The sequence below is a fragment of the Streptomyces sp. NPDC056361 genome, from assembly GCF_042262805.1.
In the GTDB taxonomy this organism is placed as follows: Bacteria; Actinomycetota; Actinomycetes; order Streptomycetales; family Streptomycetaceae; genus Streptomyces.
The window spans coordinates 23,988-45,608 of the sequence record NZ_JBHJQI010000066.1 but is presented as its reverse complement, the minus strand read 5'-3'; the positions used below and the strand labels follow the sequence as shown (position 1 = coordinate 45,608).

Annotated in this window: 20 protein-coding genes; 15 read left to right on the top strand and 5 right to left on the bottom strand. The window is 71.0% G+C overall.

The annotated features are described in order from the left end of the window. The first annotated feature begins 341 nt into the window (after positions 1 to 341). Both ACFCY7_RS22045 and ACFCY7_RS22040 read left to right on the top strand, forming a co-directional pair. The gene (locus ACFCY7_RS22045; protein WP_376487557.1) at positions 342 to 2,180 is read left to right on the top strand and encodes an APC family permease; all 1,839 of its coding nucleotides are present in this window, start codon (positions 342 to 344) and stop codon (positions 2,178 to 2,180) included. Between the two features lie 161 nt (positions 2,181 to 2,341). Continuing rightward, complete coding sequence (locus tag ACFCY7_RS22040) at positions 2,342 to 3,097, top strand: DUF4118 domain-containing protein (protein ID WP_376487555.1); 756 nt, start codon at positions 2,342 to 2,344, stop codon at positions 3,095 to 3,097. Here the strand turns inward: ACFCY7_RS22040 and ACFCY7_RS22035 are convergent. From ACFCY7_RS22035 to kdpB (ACFCY7_RS22015), 5 genes are all read right to left on the bottom strand, one after another. Next, positions 3,075 to 3,611: a hypothetical protein gene (locus ACFCY7_RS22035; protein ID WP_376487554.1), complete on the bottom strand. Its 537-nt coding sequence runs from the start codon at positions 3,609 to 3,611 to the stop codon at positions 3,075 to 3,077. The two genes, ACFCY7_RS22040 and ACFCY7_RS22035, sit on opposite strands and share 23 nt — an antisense overlap. Before the next feature lie 64 nt (positions 3,612 to 3,675). Continuing rightward, complete coding sequence (locus ACFCY7_RS22030; protein ID WP_376487553.1) at positions 3,676 to 4,455, bottom strand: GNAT family N-acetyltransferase; 780 nt, start codon at positions 4,453 to 4,455, stop codon at positions 3,676 to 3,678. A gap of 66 nt (positions 4,456 to 4,521) precedes the next feature. Then, positions 4,522 to 4,599, bottom strand: coding sequence for a 50S ribosomal protein bL37 (locus tag ACFCY7_RS22025; RefSeq protein WP_371637667.1), 78 nt, complete (start codon positions 4,597 to 4,599; stop codon positions 4,522 to 4,524). Positions 4,600 to 4,616: 17 nt separating this feature from the next. Beyond that, positions 4,617 to 5,426 (bottom strand): SDR family NAD(P)-dependent oxidoreductase, encoded by an 810-nt coding sequence (locus ACFCY7_RS22020; RefSeq protein ID WP_376487552.1) that lies wholly within the window; start codon positions 5,424 to 5,426, stop codon positions 4,617 to 4,619. Between the two features lie 262 nt (positions 5,427 to 5,688). Continuing rightward, positions 5,689 to 7,851, bottom strand: a complete 2,163-nt coding sequence (gene kdpB / locus ACFCY7_RS22015; protein WP_376487550.1) for a potassium-transporting ATPase subunit KdpB — start codon at positions 7,849 to 7,851, stop codon at positions 5,689 to 5,691. A gap of 636 nt (positions 7,852 to 8,487) precedes the next feature. Here kdpB (ACFCY7_RS22015) and ACFCY7_RS22010 point away from each other — a divergent pair. The 13 genes from ACFCY7_RS22010 (at position 8,488) to ACFCY7_RS21950 (ending at position 21,520) form a co-directional block, all read left to right on the top strand. Beyond that, a complete protein-coding gene (locus ACFCY7_RS22010; RefSeq protein ID WP_376487549.1) occupies positions 8,488 to 8,979 on the top strand; it encodes a hypothetical protein in 492 nt (163 codons plus the stop codon). Continuing rightward, complete coding sequence (locus tag ACFCY7_RS22005; RefSeq protein ID WP_376487547.1) at positions 8,958 to 9,128, top strand: hypothetical protein; 171 nt, start codon at positions 8,958 to 8,960, stop codon at positions 9,126 to 9,128. Before ACFCY7_RS22010 ends, ACFCY7_RS22005 begins: the two co-directional genes overlap by 22 nt. Positions 9,129 to 9,279: 151 nt before the next feature. Beyond that, positions 9,280 to 9,369: a K(+)-transporting ATPase subunit F gene (kdpF, locus tag ACFCY7_RS22000; protein ID WP_369147878.1), complete on the top strand. Its 90-nt coding sequence runs from the start codon at positions 9,280 to 9,282 to the stop codon at positions 9,367 to 9,369. A gap of 98 nt (positions 9,370 to 9,467) precedes the next feature. Further along, positions 9,468 to 11,873: an ATP-binding protein gene (locus ACFCY7_RS21995; protein WP_376487546.1), complete on the top strand. Its 2,406-nt coding sequence runs from the start codon at positions 9,468 to 9,470 to the stop codon at positions 11,871 to 11,873. 211 nt (positions 11,874 to 12,084) lie between these two features. Continuing rightward, complete coding sequence (locus ACFCY7_RS21990; protein ID WP_376487544.1) at positions 12,085 to 13,143, top strand: NAD-binding protein; 1,059 nt, start codon at positions 12,085 to 12,087, stop codon at positions 13,141 to 13,143. Beyond that, complete coding sequence (locus tag ACFCY7_RS21985) at positions 13,140 to 13,274, top strand: hypothetical protein (protein ID WP_376487542.1); 135 nt, start codon at positions 13,140 to 13,142, stop codon at positions 13,272 to 13,274. Before ACFCY7_RS21990 ends, ACFCY7_RS21985 begins: the two co-directional genes overlap by 4 nt. A gap of 57 nt (positions 13,275 to 13,331) precedes the next feature. Further along, on the top strand, positions 13,332 to 13,487 hold the full coding sequence (locus ACFCY7_RS21980; protein WP_376487540.1) for a hypothetical protein: 156 nt from the start codon (positions 13,332 to 13,334) through the stop codon (positions 13,485 to 13,487). Continuing rightward, positions 13,484 to 13,573, top strand: a complete 90-nt coding sequence (gene kdpF / locus ACFCY7_RS21975) for a K(+)-transporting ATPase subunit F (RefSeq protein WP_376487538.1) — start codon at positions 13,484 to 13,486, stop codon at positions 13,571 to 13,573. The genes ACFCY7_RS21980 and kdpF (ACFCY7_RS21975) overlap by 4 nt, the downstream gene beginning before the upstream one ends. 8 nt (positions 13,574 to 13,581) lie before the next feature. Beyond that, positions 13,582 to 15,246 (top strand): potassium-transporting ATPase subunit KdpA, encoded by a 1,665-nt coding sequence (gene kdpA, locus ACFCY7_RS21970; RefSeq protein WP_376487536.1) that lies wholly within the window; start codon positions 13,582 to 13,584, stop codon positions 15,244 to 15,246. Continuing rightward, complete coding sequence (gene kdpB / locus ACFCY7_RS21965) at positions 15,243 to 17,378, top strand: potassium-transporting ATPase subunit KdpB (RefSeq protein ID WP_376487534.1); 2,136 nt, start codon at positions 15,243 to 15,245, stop codon at positions 17,376 to 17,378. The genes kdpA and kdpB (ACFCY7_RS21965) overlap by 4 nt, the downstream gene beginning before the upstream one ends. Positions 17,379 to 17,384: 6 nt before the next feature. Continuing rightward, positions 17,385 to 18,050, top strand: coding sequence for a potassium-transporting ATPase subunit C (locus tag ACFCY7_RS21960; RefSeq protein WP_376487533.1), 666 nt, complete (start codon positions 17,385 to 17,387; stop codon positions 18,048 to 18,050). Positions 18,051 to 18,248: 198 nt separating this feature from the next. Beyond that, on the top strand, positions 18,249 to 18,938 hold the full coding sequence (locus tag ACFCY7_RS21955; RefSeq protein ID WP_376487531.1) for a response regulator: 690 nt from the start codon (positions 18,249 to 18,251) through the stop codon (positions 18,936 to 18,938). Positions 18,939 to 18,976: 38 nt separating this feature from the next. Continuing rightward, entirely contained in the window at positions 18,977 to 21,520 is a 2,544-nt protein-coding gene (locus ACFCY7_RS21950) for an ATP-binding protein (RefSeq protein WP_376487530.1), read from the top strand. Positions 21,521 to 21,621 lie beyond the last annotated feature (101 nt).

Genomic DNA, 21,621 nt, shown 5'->3' with positions numbered 1-21,621 from the left:
CGTCGTGCGGACGGCCGAGCCAGCGTAAGCAGCCCGCGGATGCCCGAAGGCGGCGGGCGCGTCAGGAAAGCGTCAAGATGCACCGCTCGGGCTCATCTCCGGCACTCGGTGGCCGAGGGTGCCGGCGCTGTGTGAGGTGCCCGAGAGCTGTTCCGGCCCATGGCGCGACCGTAGCCCGCTGGGCCCCCATCGGATGCTCGATGACCGGCGGTTCCTGAGCCCTCGTGTCAAAGACGTGTGAAGAGAGCGGCACCCGGCGCAAAGAACGCGCCAGGAAGTGCGGGAACCACTCCGGCCGGGGGACACCCTGAGCGGACCTGAATGCGAAGGAGATCACCCGCATGTCCGCTCTGACCACCGAAAACGGGGCCACGCCCGTGGCTGAGGAGCCCCCGGATACCGGTGCGCGCCACAAGCTGACCGCCGTCACCGGGCTTGCCGCGCTGTCGCTCGACGCGATGGCCTCCGTGGCGTACGGCCCCGAGGCCATCGTGCTCGTCCTCGCGGCGGCCGGCGGCTACGGCCTCGGTTTCACGCTCCCGGTCACGCTGGCCATCGCGGGCCTCCTGGCCGTCCTCGTGGCCTCGTACCGGCAGGTCATCGCGGCCTTCCCGGACGGCGGCGGCTCCTACGCGGTCGCCAAGAGGCACCTGGGCCGCCGGACGAGCCTGGTCGCGGCGGGCTCCCTCGTCCTGGACTACGTCCTCAACGTGGCCGTGGCCGTGACGGCGGGCGTCGCCGCCCTCACGTCGGCGTTCCCCGAGCTGTACGGGGACCGCCTGTGGATCTGCCTCGCGGTACTCGTCTTGATCACGGCCGTGAACCTGCGAGGGATCGTCGACTCGGCGCGCGCGTTCATCCTCCCGACCGCCGTCTTCATCGGCGCGATCCTGGTGATGATCGCCGTCGGTCTCTTCCGCGACGGGCCGGTGTCCACGGCCGCGTCCGCAGGCCACGCCTCCGTCCTCGCGGACAACGCCACCGCCGTCGGCGCGCTGCTCCTGCTGAAGGCCTTCGCCTCGGGCTGCTCGGCGCTCACGGGCGTGGAGGCGATAGCGAACGCCGTCCCGTCGTTCCGCGCCCCGGCCGCCCGCCGGGCGATGCGCGCGGAGGTCGCGCTCGGCGCGCTGCTCGGCGCGATGCTGATCGGCCTGTCCGTACTGATCTCACGCTTCGGGCTCCAGCCGGTCGAGGGCGTCACCGTCCTCGCCCAGCTCGCCGACGCCTCCCTCGGCCACAACTGGGCCTTCTACGTCGTTCAGTTCGCCACCATGGTGTTGCTCGCACTGTCCGCGAACACCTCCTTCGGCGGACTGCCCGTCCTGCTGAAGCTCCTGGCCCGCGACAACTACCTGCCGCACGTCTTCGGCCTCAAGGCGGACCGCCAGGTCCACCGCCACGGCGTCGTCTGGCTGGCCGTCGTCTCCGCCGCCCTGCTGGTCTTCTCCGGCGGCGACACCAACACCCTCGTCCCGCTCTTCGCGATCGGCGTCTTCGTCGGCTTCACGATCGCCCAGACCGGCATGGTGCTGCACTGGCGCCGGGAGCGCGGCGCCAAGTGGGCGGCGAAGGCCGTGCTCAACGGTCTCGGAGCCGTCCTCACGGGTGTCTCCGCGGTCGTCGTCACGGCCACCAAGTTCCACGACGGCGCCTGGCTGATCGTGATCGCCCTGCCGGTTCTCGTCCTCGCCTTCGAGGCTGTGCACCGGGCGTACGGGAAGATCGGCGAGCGTCTCGGCGTCGGCCGGATCCCGGAGCCCCCGCACCGCGAGCGCTCCCTCGTCCTGGTGCCGGTCTCGTCCCTGACCCGCCTCACCAGCGAGGCGCTGACCGCCGCCGTCTCCCTCGGCGACGAGGTCCGCGCCCTCACGGTCTGCCACCCGGATCCCGAGGACCAGGCGGCCACCGAGGCCCTGGAACGCGACTGGGCCCTGTGGAACCCCGGCGTCCCCCTCGTACGGCTCCCCTCCGAGCGCCGCTCCCTCGGTCGGCCCATCACCGCGTACGTACGCGACCTGGGGGCCACCGAACCCGGCACCCGGGTCACCGTCCTCATCCCGGAGGCCGAGCCCGAGCACCTCTGGCAGCGCGCGCTGCAGAACCAGCGGGGCGCGGTCGTCGCCCACGCCGTCCGCCGCGACACGGACGCCGTCGTGTGCCGGCTCCGCTTCCGCTGCTGACGTCGGGTCCTGACGCCGGGTCCCGATGCCGGGTCCCGATGCAGGTCGCCGACCGTCAGGAATCCGTAAGAGACCCCTCCGCCCGGTGCCATCCACGCCGCACCGGGCGGAGGCTTGACGTGTCAGAGGTACGGAGGGGGCTGGATTCTGCGAGGTGGATCATGAGGATTCCGCTTCGGGACACGGCCGCCGTCGCCGCCGGAGTCCTGGCACCGTTCGCCGCCGCTCTTGTGCTGATGCCGTTGCGGACGTCCGTCACGCACACCAATCTCGCGCTGCTGCTGGTCGTCGTGGTCGTCGCCGTGTCGGCGTTCGGCAACCGGTTCGCCGGCGCGCTCGCCGCCCTGTCGGCCGCAGCGTGGTTCGACTTCTTCCACACTGAGCCGTACCAGAGCTTCCACATACAGGACCGGGTCGACGTCGAGACGGCCGTCCTCCTGCTGGTCGTCGGCCTGATCGTGTCCCAGCTGGCCGCTCGTGCCCGAACGATGAAGCGGGTGGCGGTCACGGACGCCACGCATCTGGAGAGGCTGCACGGTACGACCCGGCTGGCCCGCTTCAGTACGTCGTCCGACGACGTCGTCCAACGGGTGCGGCAGGAGCTCATCGAGGTGCTTGAGCTGCGGGCGTGCCGTTTCGAGTACGGCACGCTCATCGGGCGTCCGCCGCGCCTCGACCCGGACGGTTCGGTGAAGGTGGCCGGCTGGATCTGGGACCTGGAGCGGCAGGGCTGGCCGGACGGCGAGATCGAACTGCGCGCCATCGTCCACGGGCGGTATCAGGGCCGCTTCCTGCTGACTCCCGAATCCGGCTCCGTACCGCCGCCGTTGGAGGCTCGCCTGGTCGCCGCGGATCTGGCCGCCCAGGCCGCCTCAGCGCTGGACGACGACGGGGTCAGTGCAGGCCCGAGATCGTGAAGACCGAGCGGGCGGTGTCCCGTTCGACGCGGCGCGCGAGCCGGTCGAGGTCCCGCACGCCGTCCCCGAGGGTGCCGTTCGCGAGGGAGGATCGCGCGTCGGCCTCCAGAAGCAGCCAGAGGGACGGGTTGGCGAGAACCACCCGCAGTTCGATCCTGGCCCGGCCACCGTCCACGTCGGTCAGCACGAGACGCCGCTCGATTCCGTCCGACCAGTGGAGGGTGGCGAGCCGGTCCGTGCGGACGACCGTCCGGGTCCACAGGGTCCGGACGGTCAGCCGGCCGGGTGCCGCGACGACCCTGGCGGGCAGCAGGACCACGAAGAGGACGACGGCCAGGGCGATCCACAGCAGCACCGCGGGCAGGTTCAGGCCGCTGTCGCAGGCCTCCACGGTCAGCGCCACGGCCAGCAGCAAGCCGGCGCAGCCGGCGGCGGCCCGGGCCTCGCCCGCCCACTCGCCGTCTTGGACGGTGCGGTCGCAGGGCTCTTGATGCGGGACGAATCGTGGATCCATGGCACGGACGCTAGGTCCGCCGGCGGCCCTGGCCGACCACCGCCGGTCCGTCCTGACGCGGTGCCTACGCGGCCTCGCCGAACTTTGACGCGTGGCTGACGGGTCCGGCCACGTGGTGGACGTACTCGTGGTCCAGCCGGAAGCCGGCCGTCCAGGCGAGGAGGCGGCTGGGGCGGTTGTCGCGGGAGCAGCTCCAGCTGGCGCGGTGGCCGCGTGCCGCGATGTCGGCGGTCAGTCCGGCGACGCAGGCCAGGGCCAGGTGCTGACGGCGTTCGTCGGACGCGGTGGCGCAGGCGACGTCCTCGTAACGGCTGCCGAGGTACCGCGAGCAGGCCACCGCCAGGACCCTGTCCCTGCGCGTCGCGATCCAGCCGAGTCCCGAGGCGGCGAGGGCGGCGGGCCCTTCCCAGCTCTCGTGGATCCAGGCCATGGCCGGGTCGAGCGCTGTGAGCGCCGGGGCTTCCTCGGGGGAGAGCCTGCGCACGGTCACGCCCCGGGGCACGCGGGGTGCGACGGCAGGGGCGCGGTGGACGTAGAGCATCCGCTCCCACGGGACGAGTTGTTCGAAGGCGGCACCGAGCACGGGGACGAAACGGCCTGGAGTCTCGACGTAGTGCCCGGCGAGCGGGGCCAGTTCGTCCGGAGTGACGGCGCTGGGGTCGCCGGCCAGGAGGGCGTGCCCGCCGCAGGTCACGGCCACGACGCGAGGCTCCCTGGCGCGGTCGGTCCACCACTGGCCGTGGCCGGTGGTGAGGACGTGCTCGGCGAGGGCCCTGGTGCCGGGTGCGCCGGAGAGGAACACACGGGCCGGCGCGGGTGGCTGGTGGGACGCGTGGGGGATCACGGGCACCTCCTGGTGCGTAGGAAGCGGAAGCGGGGGCGGCCAGGGGGTGGGCCGCCCCCGGGGGGTTCAGCGGGCGCCGGCCCTGCGGCCGTGGTTCGCCTTCTTCTTGCGGCGGTCCTTCTTCTTGCGGGCGCGCTTGGACATGAGCGGTACGGGTCCTTTCAGGCGCTCTGGCCGACGAGGAGGTCGGCGAGCTTGGTGAGGCGCTTGACGGTGCGCGCCTCGGAGGCGGCCGGCGCGGGGGCGACGCGGTGTTCGCGGTCGTAGTAGGCGCCGTTGACGATCTCGACGGCCGGGTCGCAGAGCCGTACGACGTGGGCCGCGCCCTCGGCCGGCGACACGCCCTCGTGGGCGTAGAGGGGGAGGAGGCTGGTGGTGCAGATGCCGGGGTGGACGGAGACCGCGGTGACGCGCGGGTCTGCGGCGAAGACGGTGAGGGCCAGCTGCGACTGGGCGTAGGCGGCGAGGCGCGAGTAGCGGCGTACCCGGTTCGGGTCGTTCCACTGGATGGATCCGGTGCGGTGCAGGGAGGACGAGACGTTGACGACGCGGCCGCTCGTGCCGCCGGTGAGCGCGGGCTCCAGGAGGTGCGTCAGGAGGTAGTGGGCGAGGAAGTTGACCTGGAACGCGATCTCGTTCCCGTCGGCCGTCACGGTGTGCCGCTCGGGCGCGGCCATGCCCGCGTTGTTGACGAGGACGTCGAGGCGCGGGTGCTCGGCGAGGACCCGGGTCGCGAGGTGCTCGACCTCCTCCAGGCGGGTGAAGTCGGCGCCGACCGCGCAGAGTCGATGGGCGTCGACCCCGGCGAGGCTGACGAGCCGGTCGGTGGCGGCGAGCGCTTCCTCGGCGGTGCGGCCGTGGACGAGCACCGTGGCGCCGCGCTCGGCGAGCAGCCGCGCGGTCTGGTAGCCGATGCCGGAGGTGGCACCGGTCACCAGGACGGTACGGGAGGAAAGGTCGGTTACGGACATGACTGGTCAGTCCCTCGGGGATGAAAGGTGTGTACGGGTACGAAGAAGGGGCGCCGGACAGCGGATGCCACGACGCCCCGGAACTCCGGAGTCTTCGGTCAGCGGTGGGCTGAGGTCTCCGGGCAGCGGGACTCACGACGGGGCGCCCGATGAGGCGGCCGGTCGAGCAGGAGCCACGCGCTGTTCATGCCCACCATCGAACTCGCACGGGAAGTCCCGGGCAAGCAGGGTGGAGGATCCCTGACGCCGCCCTGACGGAACTTCACCCCAGGCCGGGGATACCGGAGATGAGCAGGTCGATCGCCTTGATGCCGAGGAACGGCAGGACGAGCCCGCCGAGGCCGTACACCAGGAGGTTGCGGCGCAGCAGGTCGTGCGCGGAGGCGGGCCGGTAGCGGACGCCGCGCAGCGCCAGGGGGATCAGCGCCACGATGATCAGGGCGTTGAAGATGATGGCCGAGGTGATGGCCGAGGTCGGGCTGTGCAGCCCCATGATGTTCAGCGCTTCGAGGCCCGGATAGGCGCCGGTGAACATCGCGGGGATGATGGCGAAGTACTTCGCGACGTCGTTCGTGATCGAGAAGGTCGTCAACGCGCCTCGGGTGATGAGGAGTTGCTTGCCGATCTCGACGATCTCGATGAGCTTGGTCGGGTTGGAGTCGAGGTCGACCATGTTGCCGGCCTCCTTCGCGGCCGACGTGCCCGTGTTCATCGCGACGCCGACGTCGGCCTGCGCGAGGGCGGGGGCGTCGTTCGTGCCGTCGCCGGTCATCGCGACCAGCTTCCCGCCCTCCTGCTCCTTCTTGATGAGGGCGAGCTTGTCCTCGGGGGTGGCCTCGGCGAGGTAGTCGTCGACGCCGGCCTCCTGCGCGATCGCCCGCGCGGTCAGGGGGTTGTCACCGGTGATCATCACCGTACGGATGCCCATGCGGCGCAGCTCCGCGAACCGTTCCTTGATCCCGTCCTTCACCACGTCCTTGAGGTGGACGATGCCGAGGACGCGGGGCCCGTCCCAGTCGTTGACGGCGACCAGGAGCGGGGTGCCGCCGGCTCCGGAGATCTGGTCGCTCCAGGCGCGCGCCTCGCCCGGCACCCGGCCGCCGTACATCTCGACCCAGGCGATCACCTGCGCCGTCGCGCCCTTGCGGATGTGGCAGGCGGCGCCGTTGTCCCAGCGCAGGTCGATGCCGCTCATCCGGGTCTGGGCGCTGAACTCCACGAACCGGGCGTTGGCCAACTCGCCCCCGGCCGGGGCCCGCAGCCCGTACCGCTCCTTCGCCAGCACCACCACCGACCGGCCCTCGGGCGTCTCGTCGGCGAGCGAGGCGAGCTGCGCGGCGTTCGCGAGCCGTGCCTCCTCGATCCCCGGCAGCGGGACGAAGTCGGCGGCCTCCCGGTTGCCGAGGGTGATGGTCCCGGTCTTGTCGAGGAGGAGCGTGTTGATGTCGCCCGCCGCCTCGACCGCGCGTCCCGACATGGCGAGGACGTTGCGCTGCACGAGCCGGTCCATGCCGGCGATGCCGATAGCCGAGAGCAGCGCGCCGATGGTCGTCGGGATCAGGGTCACGAGGAGGGCGACGAGCACCGTGGTGGAGGGAGCGGCGCCGGCGTAGGTGGCCATGGGCTGGATCGCGACGACCACCAGGACGAACACGACGGTGAGCGCGGCGAGCAGGATGTTCAGCGCGATCTCGTTGGGGGTCTTCTGCCGGGAGGCGCCCTCGACCAGGGCGATCATCCGGTCCATGAAGGAGTGACCCGGGCGGGACGTGACCCGTACGACGATCCTGTCGGACAGCACCGTCGTACCGCCCGTCACTCCCGTCCTGTCGCCTCCCGACTCGCGGATGACCGGCGCGGACTCGCCGGTGACGGCGGACTCGTCGACGGCCGCGACCCCGTCGACGACATCGCCGTCGGCCGGGATCAGCTCGCCCGCCTCGACGAGCACGAAGTCGAAGAGTCCGAGGTCCGTGGCGGCCACGGCCTCCGTCTCGGCCCGGTCGAGGTCCGTGCCGTAGCGCCAGTGTTTCAGCCGCAGCGCCACCGTGTCCGTACGGGCCCTGCGCAGCGACTCGGCCTGCGCCTTGCCGCGGCCCTCCGCCACCGCCTCGGCGAGGTTGGCGAAGATCACCGTCAGCCACAGCCACACGCTGATCACCCAGGTGAACACGGACGGATTGAAGACCGCAGACAGCGTCGTCAGCACCGAACCGACCCCGACGACGAACAGCACCGGATTGCGCACCAGGGCCCGTGGATGCAGCTTGCGCACGGCCTCCGGGAAGCACTTCACGAGCTGGACGGGATCGAGCAGCCCGCCCTGCGCCGAGCGCCGCCGCTTCGGTGCGGGGGCCGGGAAGCGGGGCGGCGGGGGCGGCGTCGGGGGAGCGGTGGGCGCCTGCTGGGGCGCGCGGGAATGCATCGCGGAAGACCTTCTGATGAGCCCGGCCCCGCCCGATCGGCGCCGGCCGGGAGAGCACGGCAGGGCCGTCCTCGTCCGCGCCCCGTGGGCGCACGGAGGACTCCCGGCACGGGTGGCCCCCGGCGCCCACCGGACGGCTGCGGACGGACAGCGACGCTCGTGGTGCGGGGGCACGGCAGCCGGATGGGAGGGGCAGCCGTGCCCCCGCGGTCCGGGGACGATCAGACCACTGACGTCCGCGGCCCGGTGAGCGACCGAGAAGAAAACTAGGCCCACGGCGCGGCGGAGACGACACCGGAACGCCCGAATTGACGCCTCTCTGACGGACGTCGGCGTCGGCCGTCAAGGGCCCGTCAAATCGGACCGCAGGACCGTCAGGGGCACGTCAATGCGGTCGGACGGTGGCCGCAACGGACCACAGAATCCTCGGCACGGGGGATCGGACAACCGTCCGAGGTGTGAGGGTGGGAGGGATGCGTGGCCACCACAACCGGTAGCGCGCAAGGTCCGGACACGACGGCCCGGACCGCCACTCCCACACCCACGGCGGTTGTACGACCGGTGGGCCGTTCCGGTCCGCGACCACGAGGGGGTCGCGGACCGGACGGCCCGTCCGCCGGGACCGCCGCCAGGCCTGTGACCCGACACCTTCACGCCGCCCTGGGCATCGCGCTGCTCGCCGTACTTGCGCTGCTCGCCGTACTCGCGCTGCTCCAGTGGTACCTCGCGCGCCACTTCCACCGCATCCTCAACCCGGCCCTGCTCGCCGCCACCGCCTGCGCGCTCATCGCCGTCGTCCTCGGCTCCCAGGCCGTCACGGCCACCTCCGAGCAACTGCGGGTCGCCCGCCGCGACGCCTTCGACTCGGTCATCGCGCTCTCCCGCACCGGAGCGACCGCCTACGACGCCAACGCCGACGAGAGAGCCGCTACCTCCTCGACCGCGACCACCGCGCCGCCGCCGAGCGGACCGTCGAGGCGTACGCCGCGTACCAGAGGGACGACCGCACCGTCCGCTCCCTCGTCGCCGCCGGCCGGGAACGCGAGGCCGTCGCCTTCGGCATCAGCTGGGAACCGGGCGAGTCCAACGCCCACTTCGGCGCGTGGATGCAAGCCCTCGACGAGGTGACGGCCATCAACAGCCGCGCCTTCGACGCGGCCGCAGGTGACGGCAGGAACGAGCTCACCGGGCGCCTGCCCCGGGCGGTCGCCGGCCTGCTCGTCGCCGCCGTGCTCGCAGCCCTGGGACTGCGCCCGCGCCTTGCCGAGTTCCGCTGACCGAGCGGCTGCGCGCTAGAGATCCGCCAAGACTCCGTCAGCATGCGACGGCACCTCGCAAGGGACCCGTCAAATTGCTCGTACGCGCGCCGCGCACGGGGTTTCCTCGCAGCAGGACACCCGTAGGGACTCATCAGGGAGTGAAGCGCTCATGAGCGTGGAGAACGTGGTCGGACTGATCGTCGCCCTCAGCATCGTCGGTTATCTCGTGGCCGCGCTGATCCGCCCGGAGAAGTTCTGAACCTGCCCGCGCCGTCGGGGCCCGTCGACCCGGAGGTCCGTCCGGGGAGGCTCAAGGTCTTCGTCGGCGCCGCCACCGGGGTCGGCAAGACCTACCGCATGCTGGACGAGGGCCGGCGCAGAGCCGCACGCGGTGCCGACGTCGTCGTCGGCATCGCCGCACGCCAGGGCCGCCCCCACACCGAGGCGATGCTCACCGGCCTGGAGACACTGGAACCCGCCCACGCCGTCCACGACGGCCACGTCCGCCCCGAGCTCGACCTCGACCGGGCCCTGCGACGCGCGCCCGCGCTGATCCTCGTCGACGACCTCGCCCACGCCAACGCACCGGGCCACCGCAACGCCCACCGCTGGCAGGACGTCGAGGAGCTGCTCGCCGCCGGCATCGACGTCGCCACCACGGTCAACGTCCAGCACCTGGAGTCGCTCAGCGACGTCGTCGAGAAGATCACCGGGGTGCCGCAGGACGAGACCGTCCCCGACGCCGTCGTCCGCCGCGCCGACCAGATCGAGCTCGTGGACATGGACCCTCAGGAGCTGCGGCGCCGGATGGCCCACGGCAACATCCACCCGCCCGAGGACGTCGACGCCGCCCTCGCCAGCTACTTCCGTACGGGCAACCTCATCGCGCTGCGCGAACTGGCCCTCCTCTGGGTGGCCGACCGGGTCGACGAGGCCCTGCGGAAGTACCGCTCCGAGCGGGGCATCGGAGGCGTCTGGGAGATACGGGAGCGGATCGTCGTCGCCCTCACCGGGGGGCCCGAGGGCGACACGCTGATCCGGCGCGCGAGCCGGATCGCCGCCCGGACGGCCCAGGGCCGGCTGCTCGCCGTGCACGTCGTGCGCAGCGACGGCCTCGCGGCCGGCACCTCATCCGCGGCCCTCGCCGGGCAGCGGCGGCTCGTCGAGAGCCTCGGCGGCAGCTACCACACGGTCGTCGGGGACGACGTCCCCACGGCCCTGGTGGAGTTCGCCCGCGCCGAGAACGCCACCCAGCTGATCCTGGGCACCAGCCGGCGCGGCCGACTCGAACGCTTCCTGACGGGCCGGGGCATCGGAGAGACGACCGTCGCGCTCTCGGGTGACATCGACGTCCACACGGTCACCCACGAGCGGGCGGGCCATGGACGGCTGCTCCCCTCCCGCCGCCGCACGTTGCCGGTCTCGCGCCGCGTCGCCGGGCCGCTCGCGGGGCTCGTCCTGCCCGTCCTGCTCACCCTGCTCCTCGATCACACACGGGGAGTGTTCAACCTGACCAGCGAGGCGCTCCTCTTCCTCGCCACCGTGGTCGGCGTGGCCTGCCTCGGCGGGGTCGTCTCGGCGCTCGTCGCCGCCGTCACCGCGTCGCTGCTGCTCAACTACTGGTTCATACCGCCCGTAGGCGCGTTCACCTTCGCCGACGCGGACAACATGCTCGCCCTCGCGGTGTTCGTCCTCGTCGCCGCCGTGATGGCCGGAGCCGTCGACCGCTCCTTGCGCCTGTCCAGACGCGCGGCCCGGGCCACCGCCGAGGCCGAGACCCTCTCCTCGCTCGCCGGCTCGGTCGTACGCGGCGACCACACGGTCTCCGCCCTGCTCGCCCGCACCCGGGAGATCTTCGGCGCCGAGTCCGCCGAACTCGTACCGGCCGCGGAGCTCCCCGCGGCCCACGCCGGCGAACCCGCCGTCAGCCAGGTCGCCGTCGGCGACGGCCACTTCCTCGTCCTGCGCGGCCGGACCCTGCCCTCCTCCGACCGCCGCGTCCTGGCCGCGTTCGCCGCCCACGTCACCGCGGCCGCCGAACACGCCAGGCTCGCCGAGGCCGCCGCCGAGGTGGAGCCCGTACGGGCCGCGGACCGGATGCGGACGGCCCTGCTCGCCGCCGTCAGCCACGACCTGCGCACCCCGCTCGCCGCTGGATGGGCCGCCGTCGCCTCCCTGCGCAGCACCGACGTCGAGTTCACCCCGGACGAACGCGACGAGCTGCTCGCCACCGCCGACGAGTCCATGGCCCGACTTGCCCGGCTCATCGACAACCTCCTCGACATGAGCCGCCTCCAGGCGGGCGCCCTGAACCTCTCCCTCCGCCCCACGGCCCTCGAAGAGGTCCTGTCCGCGGCGCTCGACGCGCTGCCCTCCGACGCACCCCGACCCGTCCTGCACGGCTTCGAGCAGGCCCCGCCGGTCTTCGCCGACCCACCCCTGCTCGAACGCGTGATCGCCAACCTGGTGGGCAACGCGAGCCGCTTCGCTCCACCCGGCCACCCCGTCCTGCTCACGGTGAGCGCGCTCGCCGGCCGGGTCGAACTGAGGGTCGTGGACCGCGGCCCCGGACTGCCTCCCGGCGACCGCGAGCGGGTCTTCGAGCCGTTCCAACGCCTGGGCGACACCGACAACACCACGGGCGTCGGCCTCGGCCTGGCCCTCGCCCGCGGCCTCACCGAGGCGATGTCGGGCACGCTGACCCCGGAGGACACCCCGGGCGGCGGTCTGACCATGGTCGTGTCGCTGCCGTGCGCGGACTGAGACGGGGGTCGAACGAAGTCTCTGCGGGGATCTTCACTGAAACGGGCTCCGCCGGGGAACTCGCAGGAGCGGGTTCCTCCGGCGATCTCACAGGAACGAGCCGCTCCGGCGATCCTGACGCGACCTTGACAGTGAACCCCCGTGCGAAGGGGGACGTGGCGGGATCCGTTCGGCAGGGTTGCCGGATGTGACGTCAACGATCCATCTACGCATGCCACTTGGGCAGCGCTCCCAGCACATGGTGATCTGCGGGGACGACGGCCTCGCCCACCGCCTCGCCGTCGAACTCGACGCTGTGTGCGGCGAGGCGGTCACCGTCGTCCTCCCCTCACGGCGTGACCAGCACGGCGCCGACAGCGCCGCCCTGCACCGCGACCCGCGCTCCCCGATCGAACTGATCGTGGCCCCGGAACCCGACGAGCGGACCCTCAGGGCCGCGGGTGTCGAGCGCGCCGCCGCCCTCGCCCTGACCCACGCCGACGACCAGGTGAACATGACGGCGGCGCTCCTGGCCCGCGGTCTCAACCCGTCCATACGCCTGGTCATCCGCATGTACCACCGCGAGCGGGGGCGCCACCTGGAACAGCTCCTGGACAGGGCGGCGGGTGTGCAGGGGGAGTCGGACGCCTCGACGACCGTCCTCTCCGACAGCGACACGGCCGTCCCCGAGCTCGTGGCCGCCGCCGCCGTCGGCGAGGGCCATACGCTCCAGGTCGAGGGGAAGGTGTTCCGCGGCGTCGTACGGGCGGCCGGAACCTCACCGCACACCGCCGACCTCGCCACCCTCGCCATCCTCTCCGGGGCACACGAGGACGACCCGGCGAGCGAGGACAGCGCCGAGACCGCCGGCCTCGGAGGGACCCAGCTGCTGCCCGACACCAGGACCGCGGACCGCCGCCAGTTCACCCACGGCCGCCTCATGCTCGAAGAGGTCACCCACCACCACGCGCCGCGCGCCCCGGACGACCGGAGCGGCGGCGGCGCCTGGCTGCGGGCACGGCTCTCGCACCTCCCGTGGAAGGTGTTCCTCGCACGCGAGGTCCTCGCCGTGTTCGGCGTACTCGCCGCGATCGCCGTCGCCCTCTCCGTGGCCACCTGGCTGGCCGAGGACGGCCCGCTGTGGCGAGCCGTCCACCTCCCGTTGCTGGACATCTTCACCATGGGCGATCCCGCCACCGGCGACGACGAGTCCCCGCACGGCGCGTACTCCAGCTCATCGCCGGTTTCGTCGGGCTCGCCGTCCTGCCGCTGGTGGTCGCCGCGACCATGAACGCCACCGAAGCCTTCCGCGCCGGCTCGGCGAACCAGCCGCCCGCTCCGGAGACGGCCGACCACATCGTCCTCGTCGGCCTGGGGAAGATCGGCACCCGCGTCCTCGCCCGTGGAGCCAGGGAGCCGTAGGGGACGCGTCAAGACCGCCCCGCGGGACGTAAGAGGGCCGTTAACGAGCGCCGATCCGTGGCTGAAAGGAGGTTTTCTCATCTCGTCCGAGAATCCGTTCTTTCCTCTTCCTGCATCCGGGAGCTCACGATGGCCGACGTGGCCTTCGTCGTCACCACGATCGCGGTCTTCGCGCTGGTGGCCTTCATCGCCAAGGGGGTGGCCAAGCTGTGACTGCCGAGAACATCGTCGGTCTGCTCGTGGCCGCCGCCCTGCTGGTCTATCTCGTCCTCGCCCTCGTCAAGCCGGAGAGGTTCTGAGTACGGATATGAGTCCTGTTCTTGCTGGAGTCCTCCAGCTTCTGGCGTTGATCGTCGCTCTGGGCCTGTCGTACCGGCCGCTGGGTGACTACATGGCGAAGGTGTACTCCTCGGAGAAGCACTACAAGCCCGAGAAGTGGATCTACAAGGCGATCGGCGCGAATCCGAGTGTGGAGATGCGCTGGCCCGCCTATCTGCGCGGGGTCCTCGCCTTCTCCGCGGTGAGCGTCCTCTTCCTCTACCTGTTGCAGCGGGTCCAGGGTTCGCTGCCCGGCTCGCTCGGCTTCGTGTCGATCGACCCGGACCAGGCGTTCAACACGGCCGCCTCGTTCGTGGCGAACACGAACTGGCAGTCGTACTACGGCGAGCAGGCCATGGGCCACGTCGTGCAGACCGGTGGTCTGGCGGTGCAGAACTTCGTGTCCGCAGCCGTCGGCATCGCGGTCGCGGTCGCTCTGGTCCGGGGCTTCGCCCGCTCCCGTACCGGTGAGTTGGGCAACTTCTGGGCCGACCTGGTCCGGGGCACGGTCCGCATCCTGCTGCCGATCTCGGTGATCGGCGCGCTCGTCCTGGTGGCGTGCGGCGCGATCCAGAACTTCTCCGGCATCCACGAGGTCGGCCAGTTCACGGGCGGCTCGCAGCAGTGGAACGGCGGGGCGGTGGCCTCGCAGGAGGTCATCAAGGAGCTGGGCACGAACGGCGGCGGCTACTTCAACGCCAACTCGGCCCACCCCTTCGAGAACCCCAACGGCCTGTCCAACCTCTTCGAGATCTACCTGATCCTCGTCATCCCCTTCGCGCTGACCCGCACGTTCGGCCGGATGGTCGGCTCGATCAAGCAGGGGTACGCGATCCTGGGCACGATGGCGGCCATCTGGGTCGGCTTCACCGCGCTGATGATGTGGACCGAGTTCGCCCACCACGGTCCCGCGTTCGACCTGGCGGGTGGGGCGATGGAGGGCAAGGAGACCCGGTTCGGGATCGGCGGCTCGTCGCTCTTCGCCGTGGCGACCACGCTGACGTCGACGGGCGCGGTGAACTCCTTCCACTCCTCGTACACCGGCTTCGGCGGCGGGATCACGATGCTGGGCATGCAGCTCGGCGAGATCGCCCCCGGCGGCGTCGGCTCCGGCCTGTACGGCATGCTGATCATGGCGGTCATCGCGGTGTTCATCGCCGGTCTGATGGTCGGCCGCACCCCGGAGTACCTGGGCAAGAAGATCGGCACCCGCGAGATCAAGTTCGCGGCCTGCTACATCCTGATCACCCCCGCGCTCGTCCTGTGCTTCACGGCGGCCTCGTTCGTCCTGGACACCCCGTCGCACTCCATGACCAACTCCGGCGCGCACGGCTTCTCCGAGATCCTCTACGCCTACACCTCCGGCGCCAACAACAACGGCTCCGCCTTCGCCGGCCTGAACGCCGACACCCAGTGGTTCAACACCACGATCGGCATCGCGATGCTCCTCGGCCGGTTCCTGCCGATGGTGTTCGTCCTCGCCCTGGCCGGCTCGCTCGCCGAGCAGACGCCGGTTCCGGAGACGGCGGGCACGCTGCGGACGGAGAAGCCGCTGTTCACCGGCCTGCTCGTCGGCACGATCATGATCATCACCGGTCTCACCTACTTCCCGGCCCTCGCCCTTGGACCGCTCGCCGAAGGGCTCGCGGCATGACCATCGACGTAAAGAAGCACGAGGACGACATGTCCACCGCGACTGCCACCAAGGCGCCCCACGGCGACCTGTCCGGGGGACACGACGCCCCGGGACGGATCGGGGGAGGTCTCTTCGACCCCAAGCAGTTGATCAAGTCCTTCCCGGACGCGATCCGCAAGCTCGATCCGCGCGTGATGGTCAAGTCGCCCGTCATGTTCGTGGTCCTGGTCGGCTCGGTCGTCACCACCGTCCTCGCGGTCAAGAACCCGGGGGACTGGTTCGGCTGGGCGATCACCGCCTGGCTGTGGCTGACCACGATCTTCGCCAACCTGGCCGAGGCGGTCGCCGAGGGCCGCGGCAAGGCCCAGGCCGACACCCTGCGCAAGGCCAAGACCGACACCGTCGCCCGCCGCCTCACCGGCACGAACGAGGAGCGCGTCCCCGGCACCGAGCTGCGCATCGGTGACCTGGTGGTCTGCGAGGCCGGCGACATCATCCCCGGCGACGGTGACGTCGTCGAGGGCGTCGCGTCCGTGGACGAGTCCGCGATCACCGGTGAGTCCGCTCCCGTGATCCGCGAGTCCGGCGGCGACCGGTGCGCGGTGACGGGCGGTACGAAGGTGCTGTCCGACCGGGTCGTCATCAAGATCACGACGAAGCCCGGCGAGACCTTCATCGACCGGATGATCAACCTGGTCGAGGGCGCGGCCCGGCAGAAGACCCCCAACGAGATCGCCCTCAACATCCTCCTGGCGTCCCTCACCATCGTCTTCCTGCTCGCCGTCGTCACGCTCAAGCCCTTCGCGATCTACGCGGGCGCCGACAAGCAGACCTCGATGATCGTCCTGACCGCGCTCCTGGTCTGCCTGATCCCGACGACGATCGGAGCGCTGCTCTCCGCGATCGGCATCGCGGGCATGGACCGTCTCGTCCAGCGCAACGTCCTCGCCATGTCGGGCCGCGCCGTCGAGGCCGCCGGCGACGTCTCCACCCTGCTCCTCGACAAGACCGGCACCATCACGCTCGGCAACCGCCAGGCCTCCGAGTTCGTCCCGGTCAAGGGCACCACCGAGGCCGAACTCGCCGACGCCGCCCAGTTGTCCTCGCTCGCCGACGAGACCCCCGAGGGGCGCTCGATCGTGGTCCTCGCGAAGGAGAAGTACGGCCTGCGTGAGCGCCACCAGGGCGAGCTTTCCGGCGCCGAGTGGATCGAGTTCACCGCCCAGACCCGCATGTCCGGTGTCGACGTCGACGGCAAGCAGACCCGCAAGGGCGCGACCGGCTCGGTCGTCGCCTGGGTCCGCGAGCAGGGCGGCACGGTCGCCGACGACGCCGAGGGCCTGACCGACCGGATCTCGCAGGCCGGCGGCACGCCCCTGCTGGTCGCGGTCAAGGACGAGAAGGGCGCCCGTGTCCTGGGCGTCATCCACCTCAAGGACGTCGTCAAGGAGGGGATGCGGGAGCGGTTCGACGAGCTGCGCCGCATGGGCATCAAGACCATCATGATCACGGGTGACAACCCGCTGACCGCGAAGGCGATCGCCGAGGAGGCGGGTGTCGACGACTTCCTCGCCGAGGCCACCCCCGAGGACAAGATGGCCCTCATCAAGCGCGAGCAGGCCGGCGGGAAGCTGGTCGCGATGACCGGTGACGGCACCAACGACGCCCCCGCCCTCGCCCAGGCCGACGTCGGCGTCGCGATGAACACGGGCACGTCGGCCGCGAAGGAGGCCGGCAACATGGTCGACCTCGACTCCAACCCGACCAAGCTCATCGAGATCGTCGAGATCGGCAAGCAACTCCTCATCACCCGAGGCGCGTTGACGACCTTCTCGATCGCCAACGACGTCGCGAAGTACTTCGCGATCATCCCCGCGATGTTCGCCGTGGCCTACCCGAGCCTGGACAAGCTCAACATCATGGGCCTGGCCTCGCCCGAGTCCGCGATCCTCTCGGCCGTCATCTTCAACGCGCTGATCATCATCGCCCTGGTGCCGCTCGCCCTCAAGGGCGTCCGCTACCGGCCCTCCAGCGCCGACTCGATGCTCCGGCGCAACCTCGGGATCTACGGACTCGGCGGCCTGATCGCCCCGTTCATCGGCATCAAGCTCATCGACCTGCTCCTCTCCCTCATCCCCGGAATCGGCTGATCCACGATGAACAACTCAGCAGCGAACACCGGCCGCGTGCTCTGGGCGGGCCTGCGCGCCCTGCTCGTCCTCACCGTGATCACCGGCGTCCTCTACCCGCTCGCCGTCACCGGCGTCGCCCAGCTGGTCTTCCCGGGCAAGGCGAACGGCTCCGAGATCAAGAGCGAGGGGAAGGTCGTCGGCTCCGAACTCATCGGCCAGACCTACAACCTCCCCCTGAAGGACGGCGAGGAGACGGCGAGCCCGGACCTGAAGTGGTTCCAGCCCCGCCCCTCCAACGGCCTGGGCTCCAACAGCGTCAACACCCAGTACTCGATCATCCTCTCCGGCGCGACCAACCGCTCCGGTGACAACGCGGACCTGATCACCTGGGTCAAGGACGCCAAGGCCGCCGTGATCAAGGACAACTCGGTGGAGGGCCACACGGTCAAGCCGTCGGACGTCCCCGCCGACGCCGTCACCTCCTCCGGCTCCGGCCTCGACCCGCACATCTCCCCGGAGTACGCGAAGCTCCAGGTCCACCGGGTCGCGGAGAAGAACCACCTCACCGTCGAGCAGGTCGACAAGCTCGTCGCCGACCACACCGACGACCGCATCCTCGGCTTCATCGGCGAACCCCGCGTCAACGTCCTCGAACTCAACATCGCGCTCAAGGAATTGACCAAGGGCTGATGGCCTTGTCGAAGCGGCACGGGAGCCGGCGGATCCGGGAACGCCCCGGGTCCGCCGGCTCCCGCAGCACGACGGACGACATGAGCCACACGAACCAACGGACTACACGAACCAAGCGGACTGCACGCACAACGGACTGCACGCACAACGGACTGCACGCACAACGGACTGCACGCACAAGAGGAAGGCAGCACGCCGATGACGCGGGTGCTGGTGGTCGAGGACGACGCACAGCTCGCACGAGCGCTGGTGATCAACCTGCAAGCGCGGCGATACGTGGTGGACGCGGCGCCGGACGGTGACACGGCGCTCTCCCTCGCCGCCGCCGAACCGCCGGACGTGTTGATCGTCGACCTGGGGCTGCCCGACATGGACGGAGTGGACGTCATCCAGGCGTTGCGGCGCTGGAGCCGTGCCTCCGTACTCGTCCTCTCGGCCCGCAGCGGCTCCGAGGACAAGATCCGTGCCCTCGATGCCGGGGCCGACGACTACATGACGAAACCGTTCAGCATGGACGAGCTCCTGGCCAGGCTGCGGGCCGCCACCCGTCGTGCGGGCGAGACGCCGACGCTCGAACCGGTCGCGGGGGGCCACATCAGCACCGACGACTTCACCGTCGACTTGGTGGCCAAGAAGGTGCGGCGCGCGGAACGCGACGTACGACTCACCCCGACCGAATGGCATCTGCTGGAAATACTGATCTGCAACCCCGGGCGGCTGATCAGCCAGCGCAGGCTGCTCCAAGAGGTATGGGGCCCGAGCTACAGCACCAAGACGAACTATCTACGGGTCTACATGGCCCAGCTGCGACGCAAACTTGAAGCGGACCCGTCGCACCCCCGCTATCTGATCACCGAACCCGGTATGGGTTACCGGTTCGAGCCGTAGAGGCGTAGAGCCGTAGAGCCGTAGGAGAAACGCAGAACATGGGACGCGGAAAGCTGCGTATCTACCTGGGTGCCGCGCCGGGCGTCGGCAAGACGTACTCGATGCTCTCCGAGGGGCACCGGCGCGTCGAGCGCGGCACGGACTGCGTCGTCGCCTTCGTGGAGCACCACAACCGGCCCCGGACCGAGGTCATGCTGCACGGTCTGGAGACGGTTCCGCGCCGGACGATCGAGTACCGGGGGACGTCCTTCACCGAGATGGACGTGGACGCCGTCCTGGAACGGCGGCCGGCCGTGGCGCTCGTCGACGAGCTGCCGCACACGAACGTGCCGGGCTCGCGGAACGCCAAGCGCTGGCAGGACGTGGAGGAGCTGCTCGCGGCCGGCATCGACGTCGTGTCGACGGTCAACATCCAGCACCTGGAGTCCCTCGGGGACGTCGTCGAGGCCATCACGGGCATCCGGCAGAAGGAGACCGTCCCGGACGAGGTCGTCCGGCGCGCCGACCAGATCGAACTGGTCGACATGTCGCCCCAGGCGCTGCGCCGCCGCATGGCGCACGGCAACATCTACAAGCCGGACAAGGTCGACGCGGCGCTTTCCAACTACTTCCGCCCCGGCAACCTGACCGCCCTGCGCGAGCTGGCCCTGCTGTGGACGGCCGACCGGGTCGACGAGTACCTCCAGGAGTACCGGACCGAGCACCGCGTCTCCAAGATCTGGGGCTCCCGGGAACGGATCGTCGTCGGCCTCACCGGCGGCCCGGAGGGACGGACCCTGATACGACGGGCCGTGCGGCTTGCCGAGAAGGGCGCCGGAGGCGAGGTCCTCGCCGTCTACATCTCACGCAGTGACGGCCTGACCTCGGCGTCCCCGAAGGAGCTGGCGGTCCAGCGCACCCTCGTCGAGGACCTGGGCGGCACCTTCCACCACGTCGTCGGCGACGACGTCTCCGCCGGGCTGCTCGAATTCGCCCGAGGGGTGAACGCCACCCAGATCGTGCTCGGCGTGAGCCGCCGCCGATCCTGGCACTACGTGTTCGGTCCCGGTGTGAGCGCGACGGTCGCCCGCGAATCCGGACCCGACCTCGACGTCCACATCGTCACGCACGACGAGGCCGCCAAGGGGCACAAGCTGCCCGTCACCGGAGGCGCTCGGCTCGGCCGGTCGCGGACGATCTGGGGCTGGCTCGTCGGCCTGGCCGGTCCGGCGCTGCTCACGCTGCTGCTCAGCACCGCCGTCTCCGACGTGGGTCTGGCCAACGACGTCCTGCTCTACCTCACGCTCACCGTCGCGGCCGCGCTCCTGGGCGGGCTCAAACCCGCCCTGGCCTCTGCCGCCTTCGGATCGCTGCTCCTGAACTGGTTCTTCACCCCGCCGATCCACGAGCTCACCATCGCCGACCCGCGCAACATCGTCGCCCTGGTGATCTTCGTGGGCGTGGCGATCTCGGTGGCCTCGGTCGTCGACCTGGCGGCGCGCCGCACCCACCAGGCCGCCCGCCTGCGGGCCGAGGCGGAGACCCTCTCCTTCCTCGCCGGGAGCGTGCTGCGGGGCGAGACGACGCTCGAAGCGCTCCTGGAACGGGTCCGGGAGACCTTCTCCATGGAGTCGGTCGCCCTGCTGGAACGCCCCGACGAGACGGAGGCGTGGTCCCGCGTCGCCGTCGTCGGTCACGGCCCGTGCGACCGTCCGGAGGACGCGGACGTCGACATGCCGGTCGGCGACCACCTCGCGCTCGCACTGCGGGGCAGGGTCCTGCCGGCCGAGGACCGGCGAGTGCTCGGCGCCTTCGCCGCCCAGGCCGCCGTCGTCCTCGACCGGCAGCGGCTCGTCGGCGAGGCGGAGGAGGCCAGGAAGCTGGCGGAGGGCAACAAGATCCGTACGTCGCTCCTCGCGGCCGTCAGCCACGACCTTCGTACGCCGCTCGCCGGCATCAAGGCGTCGGTCTCCTCGCTCCGTTCCGACGACGTCGAGTGGTCGGAGGAGGACCGCGCCGAACTCCTCGAAGGCATCGAGGACGGCGCCGACCGCCTCGACCACCTCGTCGGCAACCTCCTCGACATGTCCCGCCTGGACACGGGCACCGTCACCGCCGTCATCCGCGAGACCGACCTCGACGAGGTCGTCCCGATGGCACTGCTAGGGGTCCCCGAGGACAGCGTCGAGCTCGACATTCCCGAGACGCTGCCGATGGTGGCCGTCGACCGTGGCCTCCTGGAACGGGCCGTCGCCAACATCGTCGAGAACGCGGTCAAGTACAGCCCGCCCGGACAGACCGTCCTCGTCTCGGCGAGCGCCCTCGCCGACCGCGTCGAACTCCGCGTCGTCGACCGCGGCCCCGGCGTCCCCGACGAGGCCAAGGACCGCATCTTCGGCGCCTTCCAGCGCTACGGCGACGCCCCGCGCGGCGAGGGAGTCGGCCTCGGCCTGGCCGTGGCGCGAGGGTTCGTGGAGGCCATGGGCGGAACTCTGACGGCGGAGGACACCCCCGGCGGCGGGCTGACCATGACGGTCACCCTGCGGATGGCCGCCGGCGCCTCTCCCCCACTCCCGGACCTCGCGGCCGAGGCGACCACCTGAGGCAGGTGGGCCTATAGGGGTCCATGACGCGGAAGGGGGCGGCGTACGCCGACGTGGTGTCGGGCACGCAGCCCCTGGGCGGTATGGATGACGCTCCTTGG